Source organism: Haloferax prahovense (assembly GCF_000723845.1).
Taxonomy (GTDB): domain Archaea; phylum Halobacteriota; class Halobacteria; order Halobacteriales; family Haloferacaceae; genus Haloferax; species Haloferax prahovense.
This window is the reverse complement of sequence record NZ_LK053001.1, coordinates 307639-325106: the sequence shown is the minus strand read 5'-3', so window position 1 is coordinate 325106 and position 17468 is coordinate 307639. Positions and strand designations below refer to the sequence as shown.

Annotated in this window: 16 protein-coding genes; 6 read left to right on the top strand and 10 right to left on the bottom strand. The window is 66.0% G+C overall.

Going from position 1 to position 17468, the window contains the following annotated elements; genetic code table 11:
- The first annotated feature begins 467 nt into the window (after positions 1–467).
- Positions 468–1190 (top strand): ThuA domain-containing protein, encoded by a 723-nt coding sequence (locus BN984_RS16485; RefSeq protein WP_049968762.1) that lies wholly within the window; start codon positions 468–470, stop codon positions 1188–1190.
- A 197-nt stretch (positions 1191–1387) separates the two neighbouring features.
- Here BN984_RS16485 and BN984_RS16480 read toward each other — a convergent pair whose 3' ends face one another.
- Entirely contained in the window at positions 1388–1813 is a 426-nt protein-coding gene (locus tag BN984_RS16480; RefSeq protein WP_008097141.1) for a DUF5518 domain-containing protein, read from the bottom strand.
- Between the two features lie 235 nt (positions 1814–2048).
- On the opposite strand from BN984_RS16480, the gene BN984_RS16475 reads away from it, so the two are divergent.
- Positions 2049–2402: a cupin domain-containing protein gene (locus BN984_RS16475; RefSeq protein WP_008097140.1), complete on the top strand. Its 354-nt coding sequence runs from the start codon at positions 2049–2051 to the stop codon at positions 2400–2402.
- Positions 2403–2444: 42 nt separating this feature from the next.
- Positions 2445–3275, top strand: a complete 831-nt coding sequence (locus BN984_RS16470; protein WP_008097139.1) for a carbon-nitrogen hydrolase family protein — start codon at positions 2445–2447, stop codon at positions 3273–3275.
- A 27-nt stretch (positions 3276–3302) separates the two neighbouring features.
- Here the strand turns inward: BN984_RS16470 and BN984_RS16465 are convergent, their stop codons facing one another.
- The 7 genes from BN984_RS16465 to BN984_RS16435 all read right to left on the bottom strand — a co-directional run bounded on the left by BN984_RS16465 (position 3303) and on the right by BN984_RS16435 (position 12020).
- Positions 3303–5606 carry a pentapeptide repeat-containing protein gene (locus BN984_RS16465; protein ID WP_049968761.1) on the bottom strand — a complete coding sequence of 768 codons (2304 nt, stop codon included), beginning with the start codon at positions 5604–5606 and terminating at the stop codon, positions 3303–3305.
- Between the two features lie 201 nt (positions 5607–5807).
- Positions 5808–6764: a hypothetical protein gene (locus BN984_RS16460; protein ID WP_049968760.1), complete on the bottom strand. Its 957-nt coding sequence runs from the start codon at positions 6762–6764 to the stop codon at positions 5808–5810.
- A 22-nt stretch (positions 6765–6786) separates the two neighbouring features.
- A complete protein-coding gene (locus BN984_RS16455; RefSeq protein WP_049968759.1) occupies positions 6787–7317 on the bottom strand; it encodes a hypothetical protein in 531 nt (176 codons plus the stop codon).
- Positions 7318–7323: 6 nt separating this feature from the next.
- Positions 7324–9159, bottom strand: coding sequence for a spermidine synthase (locus BN984_RS16450; protein WP_049968758.1), 1836 nt, complete (start codon positions 9157–9159; stop codon positions 7324–7326).
- A 58-nt stretch (positions 9160–9217) separates the two neighbouring features.
- Positions 9218–9943 carry a hypothetical protein gene (locus tag BN984_RS16445; RefSeq protein WP_008097127.1) on the bottom strand — a complete coding sequence of 242 codons (726 nt, stop codon included), beginning with the start codon at positions 9941–9943 and terminating at the stop codon, positions 9218–9220.
- 93 nt (positions 9944–10036) lie between these two features.
- On the bottom strand, positions 10037–10627 hold the full coding sequence (locus BN984_RS16440) for a hypothetical protein (RefSeq protein ID WP_244877482.1): 591 nt from the start codon (positions 10625–10627) through the stop codon (positions 10037–10039).
- 130 nt (positions 10628–10757) lie between these two features.
- The gene (locus BN984_RS16435; protein ID WP_081909246.1) at positions 10758–12020 is read right to left on the bottom strand and encodes a glycosyltransferase family 2 protein; all 1263 of its coding nucleotides are present in this window, start codon (positions 12018–12020) and stop codon (positions 10758–10760) included.
- A 205-nt stretch (positions 12021–12225) separates the two neighbouring features.
- On the opposite strand from BN984_RS16435, the gene BN984_RS16430 reads away from it, so the two are divergent.
- The 3 genes from BN984_RS16430 to BN984_RS16420 are packed head-to-tail and all read left to right on the top strand — an operon-like array spanning position 12226 to position 14456.
- Positions 12226–12699: a molybdopterin-dependent oxidoreductase gene (locus tag BN984_RS16430; RefSeq protein ID WP_008097123.1), complete on the top strand. Its 474-nt coding sequence runs from the start codon at positions 12226–12228 to the stop codon at positions 12697–12699.
- 4 nt (positions 12700–12703) lie between these two features.
- Positions 12704–13666: an extracellular solute-binding protein gene (locus BN984_RS16425; protein ID WP_049968756.1), complete on the top strand. Its 963-nt coding sequence runs from the start codon at positions 12704–12706 to the stop codon at positions 13664–13666.
- Positions 13647–14456, top strand: a complete 810-nt coding sequence (locus BN984_RS16420) for a molybdate ABC transporter permease subunit (RefSeq protein ID WP_008097121.1) — start codon at positions 13647–13649, stop codon at positions 14454–14456. Before BN984_RS16425 ends, BN984_RS16420 begins: the two co-directional genes overlap by 20 nt.
- A 227-nt stretch (positions 14457–14683) precedes the next feature.
- Here the strand turns inward: BN984_RS16420 and BN984_RS16415 are convergent, their stop codons facing one another.
- Together BN984_RS16415 and BN984_RS16410 are read right to left on the bottom strand one after the other, a co-directional pair.
- Complete coding sequence (locus BN984_RS16415; RefSeq protein ID WP_049968755.1) at positions 14684–16864, bottom strand: heavy metal translocating P-type ATPase; 2181 nt, start codon at positions 16862–16864, stop codon at positions 14684–14686.
- 123 nt (positions 16865–16987) lie between these two features.
- Positions 16988–17416, bottom strand: a complete 429-nt coding sequence (locus tag BN984_RS16410) for a universal stress protein (RefSeq protein WP_008097119.1) — start codon at positions 17414–17416, stop codon at positions 16988–16990.
- Positions 17417–17468 lie beyond the last annotated feature (52 nt).

Genomic DNA, 17468 nt, shown 5'->3' with positions numbered 1-17468 from the left:
GGTTCGGGAGAAGCGCACGAAAAATCAATATAGCAATTCTCGTTCCCTTCGAGGGAACGACGATATTTGGGGTGTACCGGCAGATATTCAAGAGAAGGATTGGTGAGGTCCGAGGCGGGCGATTCGACGTGGAGGTGACTCACGAGAGTTGGAATCGAGTCGAGTGGCGTTCCCCTATTGGGAATTATTAATCGAGAACTATTCTCAAAGCCGTCTCGGGAACATCGAGGAGGCGGTTCCGCAGATAGATTACAACCATATAATCGTAATGCTTGTCGGCCGGGAAAACGAGGATATTCCCTCGTCACGTGGCGTTCAAAACCACAATATTCCAGATTCTGCAGCTACAGCCCATGTGTCGACAATTGACAATAAGTTCCCTTTAGGGGAACAGTTTAGAGCAGCGATTGATACCCAATATCTCGCTCGGGAGGAGAATTTATCAACGGGGGCGAACACTATGGCGCATGCCGACACGAGTCACAGTCTGGAACGAGAACGTCCACGAACGGGAAGAACCAGAGGTCGCAGAGCGGTATCCGAAGGGAATCCACGGCACCATCGCGGAACATCTGGAGGGGCCGGACCGCGAGGTTCGGACGGCGACGTTACAGGAGCCCGAACACGGCTTAGACGAGGAGACACTGGACGCGACGGACGTGCTAGTCTGGTGGTCCCACTGCGCCAACGACGAGGTGACGGACGCCGTCGCGGAGCGCGTCGTCGACCGCGTCCACGAGGGGATGGGCTTCATCCCGCTGCACTCGGGGAAGAACTCGAAACCGTTCACGCGGCTGATGGGCACGACCTGCAACATCAAGTACCGCCACGGCGGCGAGCGCGAGCGCGTCTGGGTCGCGGACCCCGGCCACCCCATCGCCGACGGCCTCGACGAGCAGTTCGTCATCCCGGCGACGGAGACCTACGGCGAGCCGTACGACATCCCGGAACCAGACAGAACCGTCTTTATCTCGTGGTTCGAAGGCGGCGACGTGTTCCGCTCGGGCGTCTGCTATCGTCGCGGCCGCGGGCGAATCTTCGCCTTCCGACCGGGCCACGAGGAGTATCCCATCTTCCACCAGGACGAGATCAAGCGAGTCATCGACAACGCCGTCGGGTGGGCGACACCGACCGAGGGCGCGTCGGCGCGGTGGGGGAAAACCGACCCGCTCGAACCCGTCGAGGAGTGAGAACAGGAGCGCGCGTCGCAACGGTTCTGTTCCCCACAGAGGAACAAACGCGACTATTGTTGCTGAACGAGTTCGAAATCACTTCGCTGTGAGAACGGAGGCGATGTTCGAACCCAAAAGCGAGTATTATAGCCAACACATCAGTTATCTGTGTATCTTTATTATTTGGCAATTCTGCACAAGGAATCACAAGGAAGCTACGACGTACTCGCAGTAGAGTTCCACCGTGAAGCGACGGAGCGTACCACCCACCCACCGACTCGACCGCAACCCAGACCGAAGACGGGGGCGAGACACAGAACAGATGCGCTGGCGAGTGCGAAGAACGCGACTCTGGACAGCGGCCACGCCGTCGTCGTTCCCGACGTCACCATGAACACGAGCAGTTCGAGCGCGCCGCCGAGAAAACCGGCGCGGAGTCCGGCGGCGTCCGGGTCCGCCGAGCGGACTGCGGCGATAGCGCCCGCGACGAACGCCCCGAATATCATGATACCGGCACCGACGGTCGCCTCCGAGTTCGGCAGTCGGTTCAGGACCGTACTGACGGGGAGCGAGACGACCGCCCCGACGAACGCGAATTGCCACGACGAGGGGAGGGCTCGAACGCGAGGAGTCGAAACCATATTCAACTATGTAAGTCGGCTGAAAGTTCATATAGCTTGGCAGGGGTTGCCGATTCGGAGTCGGCTTCTAGGTCGCACCGGACACCATTCCAGACGGAAGACCGTCGAGCCGACAGAGCACTCGTCAAATGCTGTCGGAATTTGTATATTAACACATGGTGATAAACATTCTTATATTTCTGTCGCGAGTTTCAGTAGCGACAAAAGAGACGACTATCCCCGGAGAACGTCTTCCATGGCAGACAGTACAGAAGTTGACGAGCTGGTCGTCACAGAGCTTTCCGACACAAACCCGACAGCGCTCGAAGCCGGCCGCACGGAGTCGGTCGACCTAAGCGACGTGGCGGTCACGCGAGCGACGCTGGAGCCGGAATGGGGAGCGGAAGCCGACCACGATGGAGCGGAAGCCGCCTACTGCCAGAACGCCCATGACATCTACGTCGTTTCGGGGACGCTTGGCCTCGAACTGGACGACGGGACGCAGACGGAGATTGCCGCCGGCTGCGCCGCGACCATCCCGCCGGGACACCGCGGATGGACGGTCGGCGACGAGCGACTGGTCTACCTCGAGTTCGACCCGAGCGAGTAACCGTGACTACCATATCGTCGGTCCACGTAGCCTCCCGACGAGATGTCCCGATTCGTGGCGGCCGCGTGCCAGCTAGACTCGCGAGACGACAAGGCGGCGAACGTTGAGCGGGCGCTCGGCCTCCTCGACGAGGCCGCGTCCGACGGTGCGGACTTCGTGGCGTTCCCGGAGATGACGACCTTTATCGGCCCGGAAGAGCGGTTCGCCGAGGTCGCAGAGCCGCTTGACGGACCCACCGTACGACGGTTCTCGGAGAAGGCCCGCGAACACGGCGTCTTCGTCCACACGGGGAGTTTCTTCGAACGGATTCCGAACAGCGACCGGGTCTACAACACGTCGGCGCTCATCGGCCCGAGCGGCGAGGTGCTCGACACCTACCGGAAGGTCCACCTGTTCGACATCGAAATCGGCGGGAGCGTCGAACACCGCGAGTCCGACCACGTCGCCCCCGGCGACCGGGCGGTGACGGTCGACACCGACCTCGCGACGTTCGGCCTCTCTATCTGCTACGACCTCCGGTTTCCGGAGCTTTACCGAACGATGGCGCAGTCCGGCGCGAACGTCCTTCTCGTCCCCGCGGCGTTCACGATGCACACCGGAAAAGACCACTGGGAGCCGCTCCTTCGCGCCCGAGCCATCGAGAACCAGGCGTACGTCATCGCGCCCGGCCAAATCGGGGACAAGCCATCGTGGGTCGAGACCTACGGCCGCACGCTCGTCGTCGACCCGTGGGGGAACGTGGTTTCGAAGGCGCAGGACCGCGAGGAAGTCGTCACGGCGACTATCGACCTGTCGCACCTGGACGACATCCGCCGCGACATGCAGACGCTCCAGCACGCGCGTCCGGACGTGTACGAGCGGTCGGACGAGTGAGGACAGGACGCGGGCGACTCGGCTCGATTAGCTCCCGCCGAGCACGCGCTTGAACAGCGTGAACGTGAGCAGGGTGAAAAACAGCCCGTTCAACATCCCCTGGCTCGCCGCGAGCACGCGCGCCGCCGGCCCGAGCGGGTTGATATCGCCGTAGCCGACCGTGCTGAAGCTGATGTAGCTGTAGTAGACGTTGTCGAAGAGCACCTCCATCGTCGTCTTGTCGACGGCGGCGGGGTCGAAGACGCTCCCAGCCTGCGTCAGAAACGGCCCGCCGAGGGCGTAACACAGTCCGAACAGCGCCGGAAGGAGGAACGTGAACGCCGCGATTCGCGGGAGGCGGTTACCGTAGCCGCAGGTGACCTGCATGAGCGTGTTCAGTCCCACGCTGGCGACCTTCTTGCCGCGGGCCCACGTGTTCAGCGAGTACTCGTTGAGGATGATGTCGAAGTTCTTCTGGCGGTTGTAGTAGTAGCGCTTGAACTCGAACTCGCGGCTCGCCGGGGTGTCGCCGACGGCGTTGGCGCTGTCCTGCGCCTTCCGGTACGTTTCTTCGATGATATCGGGCGTCAGTTCCACGGCGAACTGGCCGGTCGCGCCGTTGCCGACGAAGTCGTGGATGGTCCAGTCGTTGCGTTCGAGGTAGCCGTGGTGGTCGCTGAAGTCGAAGCGGTCGAACTCGGTGAGACAGAAGCGGAAGTGGTCCAAAAGCTGGTGTTCGTTGCCGTCGCCCTCCAGCGTCAGGTCGCCGATGGTCGCGCGGGTGAGGTCGTACGGCGTCGGCTCGCCGGAGCCCTGCGAAATCGTGCCGCCGGAGAGCGTCGCGTCGGTGAAGTCGAGGTAGGTGTCGCGGTCGCCGACGAGCACGCGGAAGCGCGCCGTCTCGAAGTCAGACTGCCGGAAGTCCGCCCGGTCGTGGAACGTCGTCTCCCAGAACGACGCGCTCGTGAAGTTCGCCGCCTCGAACTCCGCGCCGGCTTCGAAGGTCGCCTCGTTGAACGAGGCGTTGGCTTCGAGGTGCTGCAGTTCGCCCTCGAAGAACGCCCCGCGGAAGGAGGCGAGGCCGTGGAACGCCGCGGTCTTGAAGCTCACGTCCTCTTCGAACCGGGCCTCGCCGAACCGAGCGTTCGCTTCGAACTCGACCCCCTCGAACGAGGCGTCGCACCCGAACGTCGTCTCCTCGGCGACGACGGCGTCGCGGAACTCGCTCTCGTCGAAGTTCGCCTGCCCGCCGAACGACGCCAAAGAGAGGTCGAACGCGCCGTCGACGCGGAGGCGATAGCAGTCGGTGCGGGCGGTGAACGTCGCGCGGTCGAAGTTGACCGCGCCCTTGAACACGGCGTCCTTGAAGTCCGAATAACGGAATCGCGCGAGCTTGTAGTCCGCTTCGCCCTCGAACGTCGCGCCCTCGAACGTCACGTCGTCGTGGGTCGTCCGGCTCCCGCCGTTGAACTCGACGCCGCGGAACTCGGCCAACTGCATGAACCGGGCGTCGGCGAAGCTCGCGTCGTCGTCGAACCGCGCCTCGTCGAAGTCGGCCATCTCGTCGAAGCGGACGCCGTCGAACCGCGCGTCGCCCTCGAACTCGACGTGCTCGAAATCCGACCCCGCGGTGAACCGCGCGCCCTCGAACGTCACGTAATTGAAAATGGCCTGTCTGAAACTCGCGTCGTCGCGGAACGTCGCGTTCGCGAAGGTGATGTTGTCGTCGAGGACGTGGCTGCTCCCGCTGGTCTCGACGTTGCGGAAGCGCGCCGTGCCGTGGAACGTCGCGTCTGCGAAACTGGTGTCGCCCTGGAACACCGTCTCGTCGCAGCGGACCTCGCCGCGGAAGGTCGCCTCCGAAAAGCGGACGTCCTGTTCGAACGTCGCCTCGTTGGTCGTCACCGCGCCGGTCACGGTGACCTCCCGAGCGTCCACGTCGCCGGTGACCACCGCCTCGTCGAGTTTGAGGCGGCCGACCGTCGCCTCGCGGAGAATCAACCCCTGGTCGAGGCGGCCGTGAGTGAGGTCCAACCCCTCGATGTCGGCGTGCTGGAAGTTGAGGACGTGGTTCGTCGCGCCGTTGATGTCCTGGTAGGTGAGCGAAAGGTGCGGGAGGTCCGCGCCGACGTACTCGTTGACGCGGGTGTCGGGCGACTGGAGGTTCGCCCGGAGTTCGCCGACGATGTCGTCGCCGGTCACGTCGAGCGAGGCGCGCTCGTCGCGGCTCATGTGGAACACGCAGAACTCGCTTTCGGGGTGGGCTTCGTGCGGGCACTCCCACGTCGTCTGGAGGTGGGCGTCGGTCTGGACCGACGGGTCGAACGTGTACCGGCACGACGAGGAGGACATCAACGCCGGCGTGGACTCATTTCTCGACATAGCTGGGGAGGGGCGGACGGGTGTGCCGGGGACAGCGGGTGTGGCGGGTGCAGCTGAGGGTGCAGACCCGGCGGGCGCGTTCGGTCTTCGGGGCGACGGTCGAACGCGCGGACAGTCGTATGTGCAACATTGTCTGGTGTTTTGATATATATCTTCGGACCGCCGTCGGCGTCAGTCGAATATCTCGCGGCGCTCGGACGCCGAGAGTTCGGCGTGAATCGCGTTGGGCGAGCAGTGTTCGCACTCGCGGGCGGGGTTGGTGCTCTGCTCGAAGCTCCAAAGCGGCCAGCCGAAGAGGAAGAAGGCCTCCATCTGGTGGCGCTCGATGATGGCCTCGGCGGGCTTGCCGCAGTTCGGACACCACTCGTCGCCGTCGGCCGGCTCTTGGAACGTCACCTTGCGGCGGCCGAACCCGGCGTTCGAGTAGGCCTCGCTTCGGGACATCTCGACGAGGTCCTCGGCGGGGTAGGGGTCGGCGTCGACCGCGTTGTCGAACCCGGTGTCGGTCTCGACGCTCGACGCGAGGTACGGCCCGACGCTGACGGTGTTGTCGTAGCCGACGAAGTGGACGGAGACCGCCGCGCCCCGGCCCTCGACCCGCACCTCGTGGCCGTGGCCGACGAGGTAGAGTTCCACGTCGGAGTTGACCTTCGTGAGGTCGATGTCGTGGGCCATGCCGACCGCGTAGACGCCGGTATCGGGGTCGGTCGCGCTCCCCGACTGCTTCCAGCCGAAGGTGGACACGTCGTAGTCGTCGGGAGCGGCGCCGGGCGTCGCCTCGCCCGCGTAGACGTTCTCCGCACCGGGTGCCGAGACCGCACCGTCGGCGGCGGCGGCCGCGATGAACACGTCTTCGGCGTCGCCGAGGAGCACGTCGCCGTCGACCGACTGGACGTAGCCGTCTTCGAGGCTGCCGCGAATCTCGGTCTCGACGGTCGCGTCGCCGACGGCCGCGTCGTCGGTCACCGGCGCGTGGGTGAAGACGTACTCGGCGTTCTGCACGGTGAGGTCGCCGGCGACGCTCGCGCCGCCGACGAACACGTCCGCTGGGTCGCGGAGTTCGACCGGGGGGCGTTCGGAGCCGTTGAGCGTCACGTCGCCGTCGTAGGTGGTGGCGTTTCGGGTCATCGTTGGGTAGTTCGTTCGGGAGTCATCGCTGAGCCTCTCGTTCGGGCGTCATCGTCGTCTCGGTGTACAGCGCGAGGTCGTGCTCCGGGTAGGTGTGGTACGTCTCGTAGCCGCCGTCGCCGACGCGGATGGTGGTCCACGCCTCCGGGCCGAACCGATAGGCGACGGTCGCGTCGTCCGGACCGGGGAAGGCGTCAAGCGGCCGGCCTTCGACGACCGTTTGGGCGTTGATTCGGTCGCTCTCGAAGCTGAACTCGCGTTCCGAGCCGACGGAAAGCGGCGTCTCGTGGGTTCGCTCGTGTGGTAGCGGCTTGCACGAACACAGCTCGTGGAAGTCGAGCGCCGGCAGGCCGACGTAGTGGGACTCGCCGATGACGGTGAGGACCGCCGGTTCGCCCGCGAGCGTCGCCGGGGAGACCGTCTTCACGTCCACGGTCGTCAGGTCTGGCGCGTCGGCGCTGTAGCCGAAGTACAGTTCGGTCGGTGTCTCGGCCGGCGGAGACGGGTCGGAGGCGGCGGGCGGTTCGGTGGTGGAAGGTGGTTGGGAGGGCATGGGAAATCAGGTGTCGACGAGGATGTCGTAGTTCGGGTGGAAGATGGAGTTCTCGCGGACGCCGCGGTAGTGCGGGACCGCGTGCCACTCGGCGGAGCCGTAGTGCTCCTCGCGGGCGCGGACGTACCGGGTCGCGCCGTCGCCGGTGAGCCGGGGCCGGTCGCCGGGCGCGAGCACGTAGAACTGCTCGACGCGCTCGGTCTCGCCGTCGTCGTCGAGGTCCTCGCGCACCCAGTAGGAAAGTTCTTGGGTGAAACCCGCGGCCCCGACGGTGTTGACGAACGCCTTGTGGTGTTCGGGGTAGGCGTCGGGCGAGTAGCCCCACGTCACCGCGACGCCGTCCTCGGAGAGGTGGGTCCGGACGGAGCGGTAGAACTCGGTCGAGTAGAGCGTGAGCAGGTCGTCGTCGGTCGCGCCGGGCACGTCGAGCAACACGAGGTCGTACGTCTCGTTCGTCTCTTGGAGGTACCGGTAGCCGTCGGCGACCGTCGTGTTCAGCCGGTCGTACTCGTGGGCGTCGTCGTGCCAGCGGCCAAAGAAGGGGTCCGTCTTCGCGTCGCGCATGAACTCGCCGTCGAGGTCGACGTGGTCGACGGTGACGCCGTACTCCCGCAGGTGGTCGATGGCAATCCAGTCGCCGCCGCCGACGACGAGTACCTTGGTCTCCGGGCCGGGTTCGACCAGCGACATCGGCACGTCGACTAGCCCCCAATGGTAGCTGTCGGCCCAACTCTCGCAGAGTTGGACGGCCGCGCCGAGGCGGAGGCACTGTTCCGTCCGCCCGTCGAAGTGCGGGTTCGGGCCGGTGCCGGTCCACGTGCGGTTGTATCTGATGACGTGCTGGTAGGCGGTCGTCTCCTGTGAGGTGACCGTCGCGCGCATCGCGCCCGGCGGATACTCGTTTTCTATCTGCTGTTCGAGGTAGAGTTGCGACAGGCGCTCGTCGGCGACGTCGTGCTTGGCGACGACGCCCGCGTAGGTCGCCGTCAAGAGGAGACAGACCACGAGGAGCGTCTTCGAGACCCGGGCGGCCGAGAGCGACCGGTCGGCTCGGGCGCTGTCGGTCGCGTTCCCGCCGTGTGCGGCGCTGGCGGACGAGGCGGGGCTTGCGGACGGGGCGGCGTCGCTGAAGGGCCACCACGACCACTCGCCGAAGTGGGCGACGAAGACGAGCGCGGCGACCCCGTTGAGGAGCGCCAGCACGAATATCGTCGGGATGAGGCCGAGACCCGGGTAGAGGACGCGGGCGTAGACGACGGCACCGGCGAGGCCGCCGACGTAGTCCATCGCGAGGATGACAGACAGCCCGCTTCTGCGGCCCTCGGTCCGCTCGACGGTCCAGAGGGTACCGACAGCGGCGACGACGAAATCGTGGATTCGCGCGCCTGCGGTTCGGAGCCACGAGGGCGTCGCCGACCCGTCGTCGTCGAGTTCGTCGAACATGCGGGTCAAAAGCGGGAGTTCGAACCCCGAGAGGAATCCGACGACGACGACGGGGAGGCGGGCGACGGTCCAGATGACCTCCGCGGGCACCGCCTGCGGGATGCGGACGCTGTTGAGACCGACGATGAGCAGGAAGCCCGCGGGTGCGGCCGCGGCCAGGAGCACCTCGGTGCGGAAGAAGTTCCCACCGAGGTTCGCGCCGTCGAGGTCGTCCGAGAGCGCCGCGCCGATGCCGAGGCTGAAGAAGTACAGCCCGACCGTGATGACGTACTGGGTGACCGTCCCGCCGTACATCACTGTCAGCAGTTCGGAGTAGACGAACTCGTAGGCGAAGCTACAGAACGACACCACGAAGGTGAGCGTCAGGAGCGTCGCCGTGTCGATTCGCGTGTTGGACATCGATGAAGGGCGAGTGGGTGAATGATAGAGGGCGAGGGAAAGCGCGCGTCAGCCGCGCTCAGATGCGCGGAGAGACTTTCCACTCTTCCTCGATGGAGTATCCCGCGTCACCGATACCGTCGGTGACTTCGAGGTCGTAACACTCCCAGCGGAAGTCGTGGTTCACGTCGTCGCCGACGACGTGCGCGCCGACGCGGTACCAGCCGTCTCGTCCGAGTTGGCTTCCGTTCGCCATGTCGTACTCGACGGTTTCGTTCGGGTCCTGTATCTCACGGTCCCACGGGACCGGGCCGGCGTCGGGCGCGTCGTCTCGCATCGCCGCGGTCGACCCGAGGTAGGCGATACCGAGCGCGGCGACGCCGACGGGGAACCGACTCACTTTGCCGGCGTTGTTCTCGTACCAGTCGTCGGCGTAGTCGCCGCCGTGGTACCACGCGTGGCCGTGGACCGTCCGCGGGGCGGAGGCGTAGCCGCCCGTGCCGCGGCCGGTCGCGCCGCGGCCGCCACCGCCGCCGCCCTTGCCTTTCGCGCTCGCAACCCCGACGGGGCTGAGCGCGGCCAGCGACTGCGGGTCGAACCCTGACAGCGACGACTGCTCGTTGGCTTCGTAGCGGGACATCACCCACGTCTGGTCGGCGAGGTCGACGACGAGCGAGCCGTCGGAGACCTCGAAGTCGGAGACGACGCTCGACTTTCGCGGGGGAGGGGAGTTCGAACCGAGACAGCCGGCGAGTCCGCCGACGGCCCCGAGGCCGGTCAGTTGGAGGAACGTACGACGCTTCATGGGGACTCTCGTCTCTGTCAATCAGAAAACTAGGATAACAGTCTTGTGGTTCGATACGTCTCGCCGGAGAGAACGTCGTGTCCGCTGACGGATTTACGGGCGGACCGTCGCGAACGCGGTCCTGACGCTCCCGATGACGACCCTGTCGAGCGAGTGCGTCGCCGCGCCGAACGCGACGAAGAAGACGACTATGACGAGGAACTCGACGAGCGGGAACGCGCCGAACGGGAATACGCCGACACCGAGGTCCGTGGCGAGCCGGATAAACGCGATGCCCGCATCGACGGCGCGGTCGAACGTGAGAACGGCGATAGAGCCGCCGACGACGGTGACGACGGCGTACACGAGAAGTCGCGGGACGCTGGGGACGGCCCATCCCGACGCTACGCGGTCGGGTCGGTCGGCGTCCCCGGCGACGACCCCGAGCGCCGCGAGTTGCCGGCGGAGTTGGTCGAGCGTCGTCACGACGAAGATGAACCACAAGAACGCCGCGAGTCCGAAGCCGACCGCCGACGCCGAGAGCCCGGGAACGACACCCGTCACGGTGTCGACGAGAGTCGGCGTGGCGCGCTCGACGAACAGATAGAAGACGACGAACCCGAGCGCCGCGTCCACGGGTCCGTACGCCGGGAAGGGCTCGTGTTTGCGAGCGCGGTCGGAGCCGGTGTTCGCGTGCGCGTTCATGCGCGAAGAGACGCGCTGCGAGGGCATCAATCGGCGACTCGATTGTCACGGCGCGAGAGCCAGCCACCGGAGGGTCGTTGGACCCGTGATCATCGGGTCCCGGGGAACGAGACGGAACGAGAGTCTCACATCAATCATCAGGGATGTGAAGCGATTCGCGGAGTTCGCTCGTGAGCCGGTTCACGTCCAGATGCTCGGGTAAGTCGTTCCGCCCGTCGTGTTTCGTGAGCGAGCCGGGCTCGAACGCGGGGTTGCGCTTTTCGACCGTCTCCAGCGGCACCTTGGTCGTGACGGCGAAGTGCTCGACCGGGGAGACGAACCCCCAGAGCGCGCCCGCCGTGTTGAGAACGACGAGAACCGGCGTCCACGGGACCGCGAGGAGCGTGAGTTTCGACTCCGACCAGTAACTTGCCACGCCAGCACCCGTCACGACGAACAGCGTGGCGAACTCGAGAAGGGAGCCGACCCGATAGAGCACCAAGTCGGGGAGCGCGCCGGGGATGACGAACGTGACGAGCGTTATCAGCGGGATGAGCGGCGAAAAGCCCCACGCGACGAGGCGGAACTGCAGAAACAGCTGATAGTGCAGCGGCAGGAGGTCCGAATCCTGTCGCGTCCCGGAGAACCACCGTCGACGCTGCTTGAGCATCGTCATCACCGACGGCGGGGCCTGATTGCGGAACTTGCAGTTCAGCACGCTGAAATCGAGGTCGGCGGCGGCGGCGGCGCGCCACGCGAAGTCCGTGTCCTCGGTGATGGTCTTCGAGTCCCACGTGATGCGGTTTTCGAGGCTCGTCCGAATCGCGATGCCGCCGCCCCACGCGTACAGCGGGAAGCTGAAGCGGCCGAACGCCCGCTGTTCGCGCTGGTAGCCGATACGGAACACCTCTGAGAGGTACGTTACCCACGACCCGGTGTACACCGGCAGTTCGGTTATCTGGATGATGTCGCCCTCCGGCAACCCCTCGAAGTTCGCCATCAGCGTGTCCTCGTCGAGGTAGAGGACGAACTCCTTGTCGCAGGGAATCTCGCGGCGCGCCCATTCGAGCGCGCGGCCCTTGTGAGACGCCGTGCAGGTGAACTCCTCCGGGACGGCGTGGACCGTCGCGCCGTCGACCGAAATCGGCTTCTCGGCGACGACCCGAACGTCGGCGAGGTCGTCGGGGACCGCATTCACCGTCGATTGGACGATGTTGGCCGCGTCGATGGTGATGATGCGAACTTGGATGTCGTCGTAGCCGTAGGCGACGTCCCCGGCGGGGATGGTCTGTCGCCACGCGAGGACGAGCACCTCGACGAACCACGTGAACACCGAGGCCGAATACAGCACGAAGACGGTCCAGACGAGCATCAGGAGGACGAACACCGCCAACTCGGACTGGGCCCCAAACATATAGATTAAACATACATTCTTGAAATAATGAATGTTCGGACGTCGGAATCGGCCGACTCGCAACCGAGTCGAAACCGCGCGCCCGGGTTCCGACGTCCGTCTACCCAGCACGTCGGGAGACTCATTTTCAGACAGTTATAAACCCTTAATTGTTTGAGGTTACACACACCGTTAGAGTCAACCAATATCGGACTAGTGAATACGCATGCACGCACAACACGACCGGTCGCGTCCGGCGACCGTCCCGTCCGGGCCGATTCTCCTCCGCGGCGACCACCGAGCGTCGCTGTCGGGCGCGGAGTTACTCGACTTCCCCGCTGAGGACCGAACGGTGACGGTCGCGTGCGCGTCGGGGACGCGCCACACCGCGACGTGGACCGGGGTTCCGGTCTTCGACCTCTTCGATGACGTCGACCTCGACGACGAGACGACGCACCTCGTCGTCGAGAGCGCCGACGGGTATCGCGTCTGTATCGACGTGTACGACGCTCTCGACGCCGTGCTCGCCTACGCCCGCGACGGGACGCCGATAGGCGAGGAGCACGACTACGAGACGCGCTTTATCGCGCCCGACGTCGACGGGTCGCGGACGGTGAAAGGCGTCCGCGCCGTCGAAGCACGCGCGCTCGACCCGTCTACCGACCCCGAATCGCTCGAAGACATCTCCAAGAGACCCTGACCAGATGACGCGAGAGAGACGGAGTCGGCCGACCCGAACGGACGCGGCGGAGAACACCAGCGACTCCGCGAACGGGTCGAGCAGGCGGGCGTTCCTCGCGTCCGTCGGTGGGGTCGCGGCGGCCGGCCTCACCGCGACAGCGGGCTGTCTCGGTCGAGCCGGGTCGACGCCGACCGTGTCGATTCTCGCCGCCGGGAGCCTCCAGCGGGCGCTCACCGCCGAGTTCGAATCGCCCGAGGGAACCCGCGTGGAGGTCGAGGCACACGGTTCCGCCCGCGTGGCGCGGATGGTCGACGACGACCAACGCGACCCCGACATCGTCGCCCTCGCGGACCCGACGCTGTTCGACGCGCCGCTTTCTGTCCCGTGGTACGCGACGTTCGCCAACAACGCGCTCGTCGTCGCGTACAACCCCCAGACCGACGGCGGCGAGCGAGTCGCCGACGCCGCGTCGTGGCCCGACGCCCTCCTCGACGACGACGTCAGCCTCGGCCGAACCGACCCCGACCTCGACCCGCTGGGTTACCGGACGCGGTTCGCGCTCGCGCTCGCCGCCGGCTACTACGGCCGGCCGGCGTTCGCCAACGACCTGCTCCGCCGCGACCAGATTTACCCCGAGACGCAACTGCTCGCGCAGTTCGACGCCGGCGGCATCGACGCGGCGTTCGTCTACCGGAGCATGGCCGTCGAACGCGACTACCCGTACCTCGAACTCCCGGCTGAAATCAACCTGAGCGACCCCGAACACGCGTCGGCGTACGCGACGGTCTCCTACACGCTCCCGGAGGGTGTCACCGTCCGCGGCGGCCCAATCCGGTACGCCGCGACGCGACGAACCGACACGGCGGCGTCGAAATCGGTGTTCGAGGCGCTCGTCGGGACCGCCGGCGAGTTCCTCGAACCCTCCGGGTTCGCCGTGCGCGCGAGCCACCCGCACTACTTCGGAGATGTCCCACCGAGCGCCTAACCGCCGCGAAAGCGGCGTCACGCGACTCCTGCCCGAGACGTGGCGAGGCCTGACCCTGCTTCTCGCGGGGATGCTCCTCGTCTACTACCTGCTTCCCATCGGCGCGCTCGTCCTCGCGCAGTCGCCGGCGTCGCTGGTCGGCGACGTGACGAGCGACGTCGTCGTGACCGCCGCCACCAACTCCGTCGTCGCGGCGACGCTGAGCACGCTGGTCGCCGTCGCCTTCGGCCTCCCCTTGGCCTACTGGCTCTCGCGCACGTCGTTCCGCGGCCGCGACGTGATTCTGGCGATGGTCATGCTCCCGCTCGTCCTCCCGCCGGTCGTCAGCGGGATGTTACTGCTCAAGCTGGTCGGCCCCGCGGGCCTCGGTCAGCTGACGAGCGTCCCGCTGACGCGCTCGCTGGTCGGGGTCGTCCTCGCGCAGACCTACGTCGCCTCGCCATTTCTGGTCGTGACCGCGAAGACGGCCTTCGACGGCGTGGACAGGCAACTCGAAGCGGCGGCCCGTTCGCTCGGCGAGGACCGCATCGGGAGCGTCCGGCGCGTGACGCTCCCGCTGGCGAAGCAGGGCATCCTCGCCGGGGTGACCCTGACGTTCGCGCGGGCGATGGGCGAGTTCGGCGCGACGCTCATGCTGGCGTACTACCCGCGGACGCTCCCGGTGCAGATCTGGGTGTCGTACCTCTCGACCGGCCTCGACGCCGCGTTCCCGGTCGCGCTCGTCCTCGTCGGCATCGCCGTCGGGGCGATCCTGTTGGTCCACGCGCTGGGGACGAACCCGTGGGAGTGAGGACGGGCAGGAGCACAGGAGCCATCAAGGCGGCAAGCTCACCATACCGGACAGCGCGACGAAGCCCGCAGCCGCGAGGAACCGGTGAACCGTCTTCATACTGGAACGTACGGCCTGCGTGTAGATGAACAGGCTGGTTGGAAAGCCCGCCGGCCTCTCGTCATCGCGACAGACCGGCGGTCCTCCGAGCGACCTGGGGGAGTTCGCCTCCGTCGCCCGTGACGTGCTCACCCACGAAAGCCGAGCAGTCGAAGGCCGTTCAGTGAGACGATGACCGTCGAGCCCTCGTGGCCGACTACTGCGAGCGGGAGCGGGATACCTCGGAGGAGGATCGCACCGACCATGAGTGCAATCGCGCCGAAGGCGATTGCGAGGTTGATGGTGAGCGTCCGGCGAGTCCTGCGTCCGAGACCGAGCACGTAGGGAATCTTGCTGAGGTCGTCGCCCATCAGCACCACGTCAGCGGTGTCGAGCGCGACGTCGGTTCCCGCACCGCCCATCGCGATGCCGAGGGTCGCCGTGGCGAGCGCCGGCGCGTCGTTGACGCCGTCGCCGACCATCGCCACGTTCTCGAATCGCCCGACCAGGTCCTCGATGGTCGCCACTTTCTCCTCCGGGAGCAGTTCGGCTTGTACCTCGTCGATGCCGACTTCGTCGGCGATGCGCTGTGCGACGCGCTCGTTGTCGCCCGTCAGCATGACGATGTGCTCCACACCGAGCGAGCGGAGGTCGTCGATCATCTCGGCCGCGCCAGGGCGAACGGTGTCGGTGAAGGCGAGCCACCCCGACACGCTGACGTCGCCGTGGTGCTCTCGGGCGACGAGGACGCTCGTTTTCCCCTCCGCCGCTAACGTCTGGAGACGGTCGAGGCCCGGTTCGAGACCGTCGATCGCCGCGTCCCCGAGGACGGTCTCGAAGTAACTGCGGTTCCCGATGTGCGTCGTCGTGCCGTCGACGTCCGCTTTGACCCCTTTCCCGGCGACCGACTGGAACCGCTCCGCGTCGGGGACGTCGAGTGAGCGAGCATCTGCCGCCCGTACCGTCGCACGGGCGAGGTGGTGCTCCGAGCGGGCCTGCACCGCGGCCACGATAGAGAGGAGTTCGTCCTCGGTCAGCGTCTCGTCTGCCGTGCCGTCACGGACGAACACGTCAGTCAACTGCGTGTCTCCCTGCGTGAGCGTCCCGGTCTTGTCGAAGGCGACCGCATCGATACGCGCGGCGGTCTCGACGTGCTCGCCGCCCTTGAACAGGACGCCCTGTCTGCCTCCGGAGGCGATAGCTGAGAGGACTGCCGCGGGCGTCGAGATGATGACCGCACACGGCGAGGCGGCGACCATGAGCGTCATCGCGCGGTAGAACGTCCCGGTGAACTCGTTCCCGAGCGCGACCGGAACGGCGATAGCTGCAATCGTGAGCCCGAACACGCCGAGGACGTACGGTTGTTCGAGACGGTCGATGAGCCGCTGTGTCGGGGCTTTCTCGCTTTGGGCGCGTTCGACCATGTGGATGAGACGGCTGATCGCCGACTCGTGTGCCTGCCGCGTGACTTCGATTTCGAGGCTCCCACTCTCGTTTATCGTGCCGCCGAACACCTCGTCACCGGGCACCTTGGGTACGGGAACTGATTCGCCGGTGAGCGAGGCTTGGTCCACCGTTCCCTCGCCGGACGTGACGATGCCGTCGAGCGGAATTCTGTCGCCGGGGCGGACGACGAACACGTCGCCGACGGCGACCTCCTCGATGGGAACCGTCACCTCCGCACCATCGCGGAGGACCTGCGCCTCGTCCGGCCGCATCTCGACGAGGGACTTGATCGCCCGGCGCGAGCGGCCGATCGCGTAGTGCTGGAGCGTGTTCGACAGCGAAAACAGGAAGAGGAGCATCGCTCCCTCGAACGGTGCGCCGATAGAGAGCGCCCCGAGCGCGGCGACGATCATCAACAGGTCGATGTCGACAGCGCCGTGACGGAGCGTCTCGATCGCCCCCTTGAGCCCGTACCAGCCACCGAAGGCGTACGCGACGCCGTAGCCGGCCCACATGAGGAGTGACGGTCCACCGAGCCATCCCGTCGCCAGGCCGGTCACCATGCCGACCAGCGTCAGCCCGACGAACACGGCCTCCCGCCTGAGGTCCGAGCGGGTGGTCGCCTCGCCGGGTGCCGTGTCGGGGTCGTCCCGAATCGAGACGTCGCGGTCGCGAACCGCTTCTCGAAGCTGTTCCTCCGAGGTGACGCTCTCGTCGTAGGTGATTCGAACGCTCCCCGTTCGGAACGAGACGTCGACGTCGTGGACGCCGGGCGTGTCCCAGAGGTGTCGTGCGAGGGCTCGCGCCCCCGCTTCGCCGCGACCGCCTCGTCGTTCGATCTGGACAGCACACGTCGAGAGCGAGGGTGATTTAGTAACGGTCACGCGGTCTCTCCATACACTGCATCCTGATTCTGTATTGTCGGTCTGTCATCGTGTCCCTGTCTCAGTGCAGACGAAGCGGGTCCCCACTATCGACCGCCCTCGAGTCCTTCTGGTCCGAATGGTTCAACTGACGATCGTCACCGGAATCCGCGCTCGGCGGGTAACCGTCTCGGCAACGCTCCCGAGGAGCGCACGGTCGATTCCCGAGCGGCCGTGGCTGCCCATGACGATCTGATCGACGTCGTGGTCGTCGGCGTATTCCGAGATTGCTCGTGCCGGTTTGCCGACTTCCGTGACGGTAACCAGTTCGGTATTCCGTTCCGCCGCGAGGTCCGTGGCCGTCGTGTGGATTTCGGTTGCGACTTCTTTCGCATTCTCGTGCCAGTCTTCGGCGACTGGTAAGCCGCCAGCCTCCACGTCGATAACCGAGTCGAGCGGATTAATCACGTACATCGATGTGATGGACGCGTCCGGAAAGGTCTCGATGGCATATGCGAGCGCGCGCTCTGAAAGCGGAGAGCCATCGAAGGCGACGAGAACGTTGACCGGCATGAGAGAACACTTCGTGGTGAGTAGGGATGAACGTACTGCCGCGCGGGTGGCG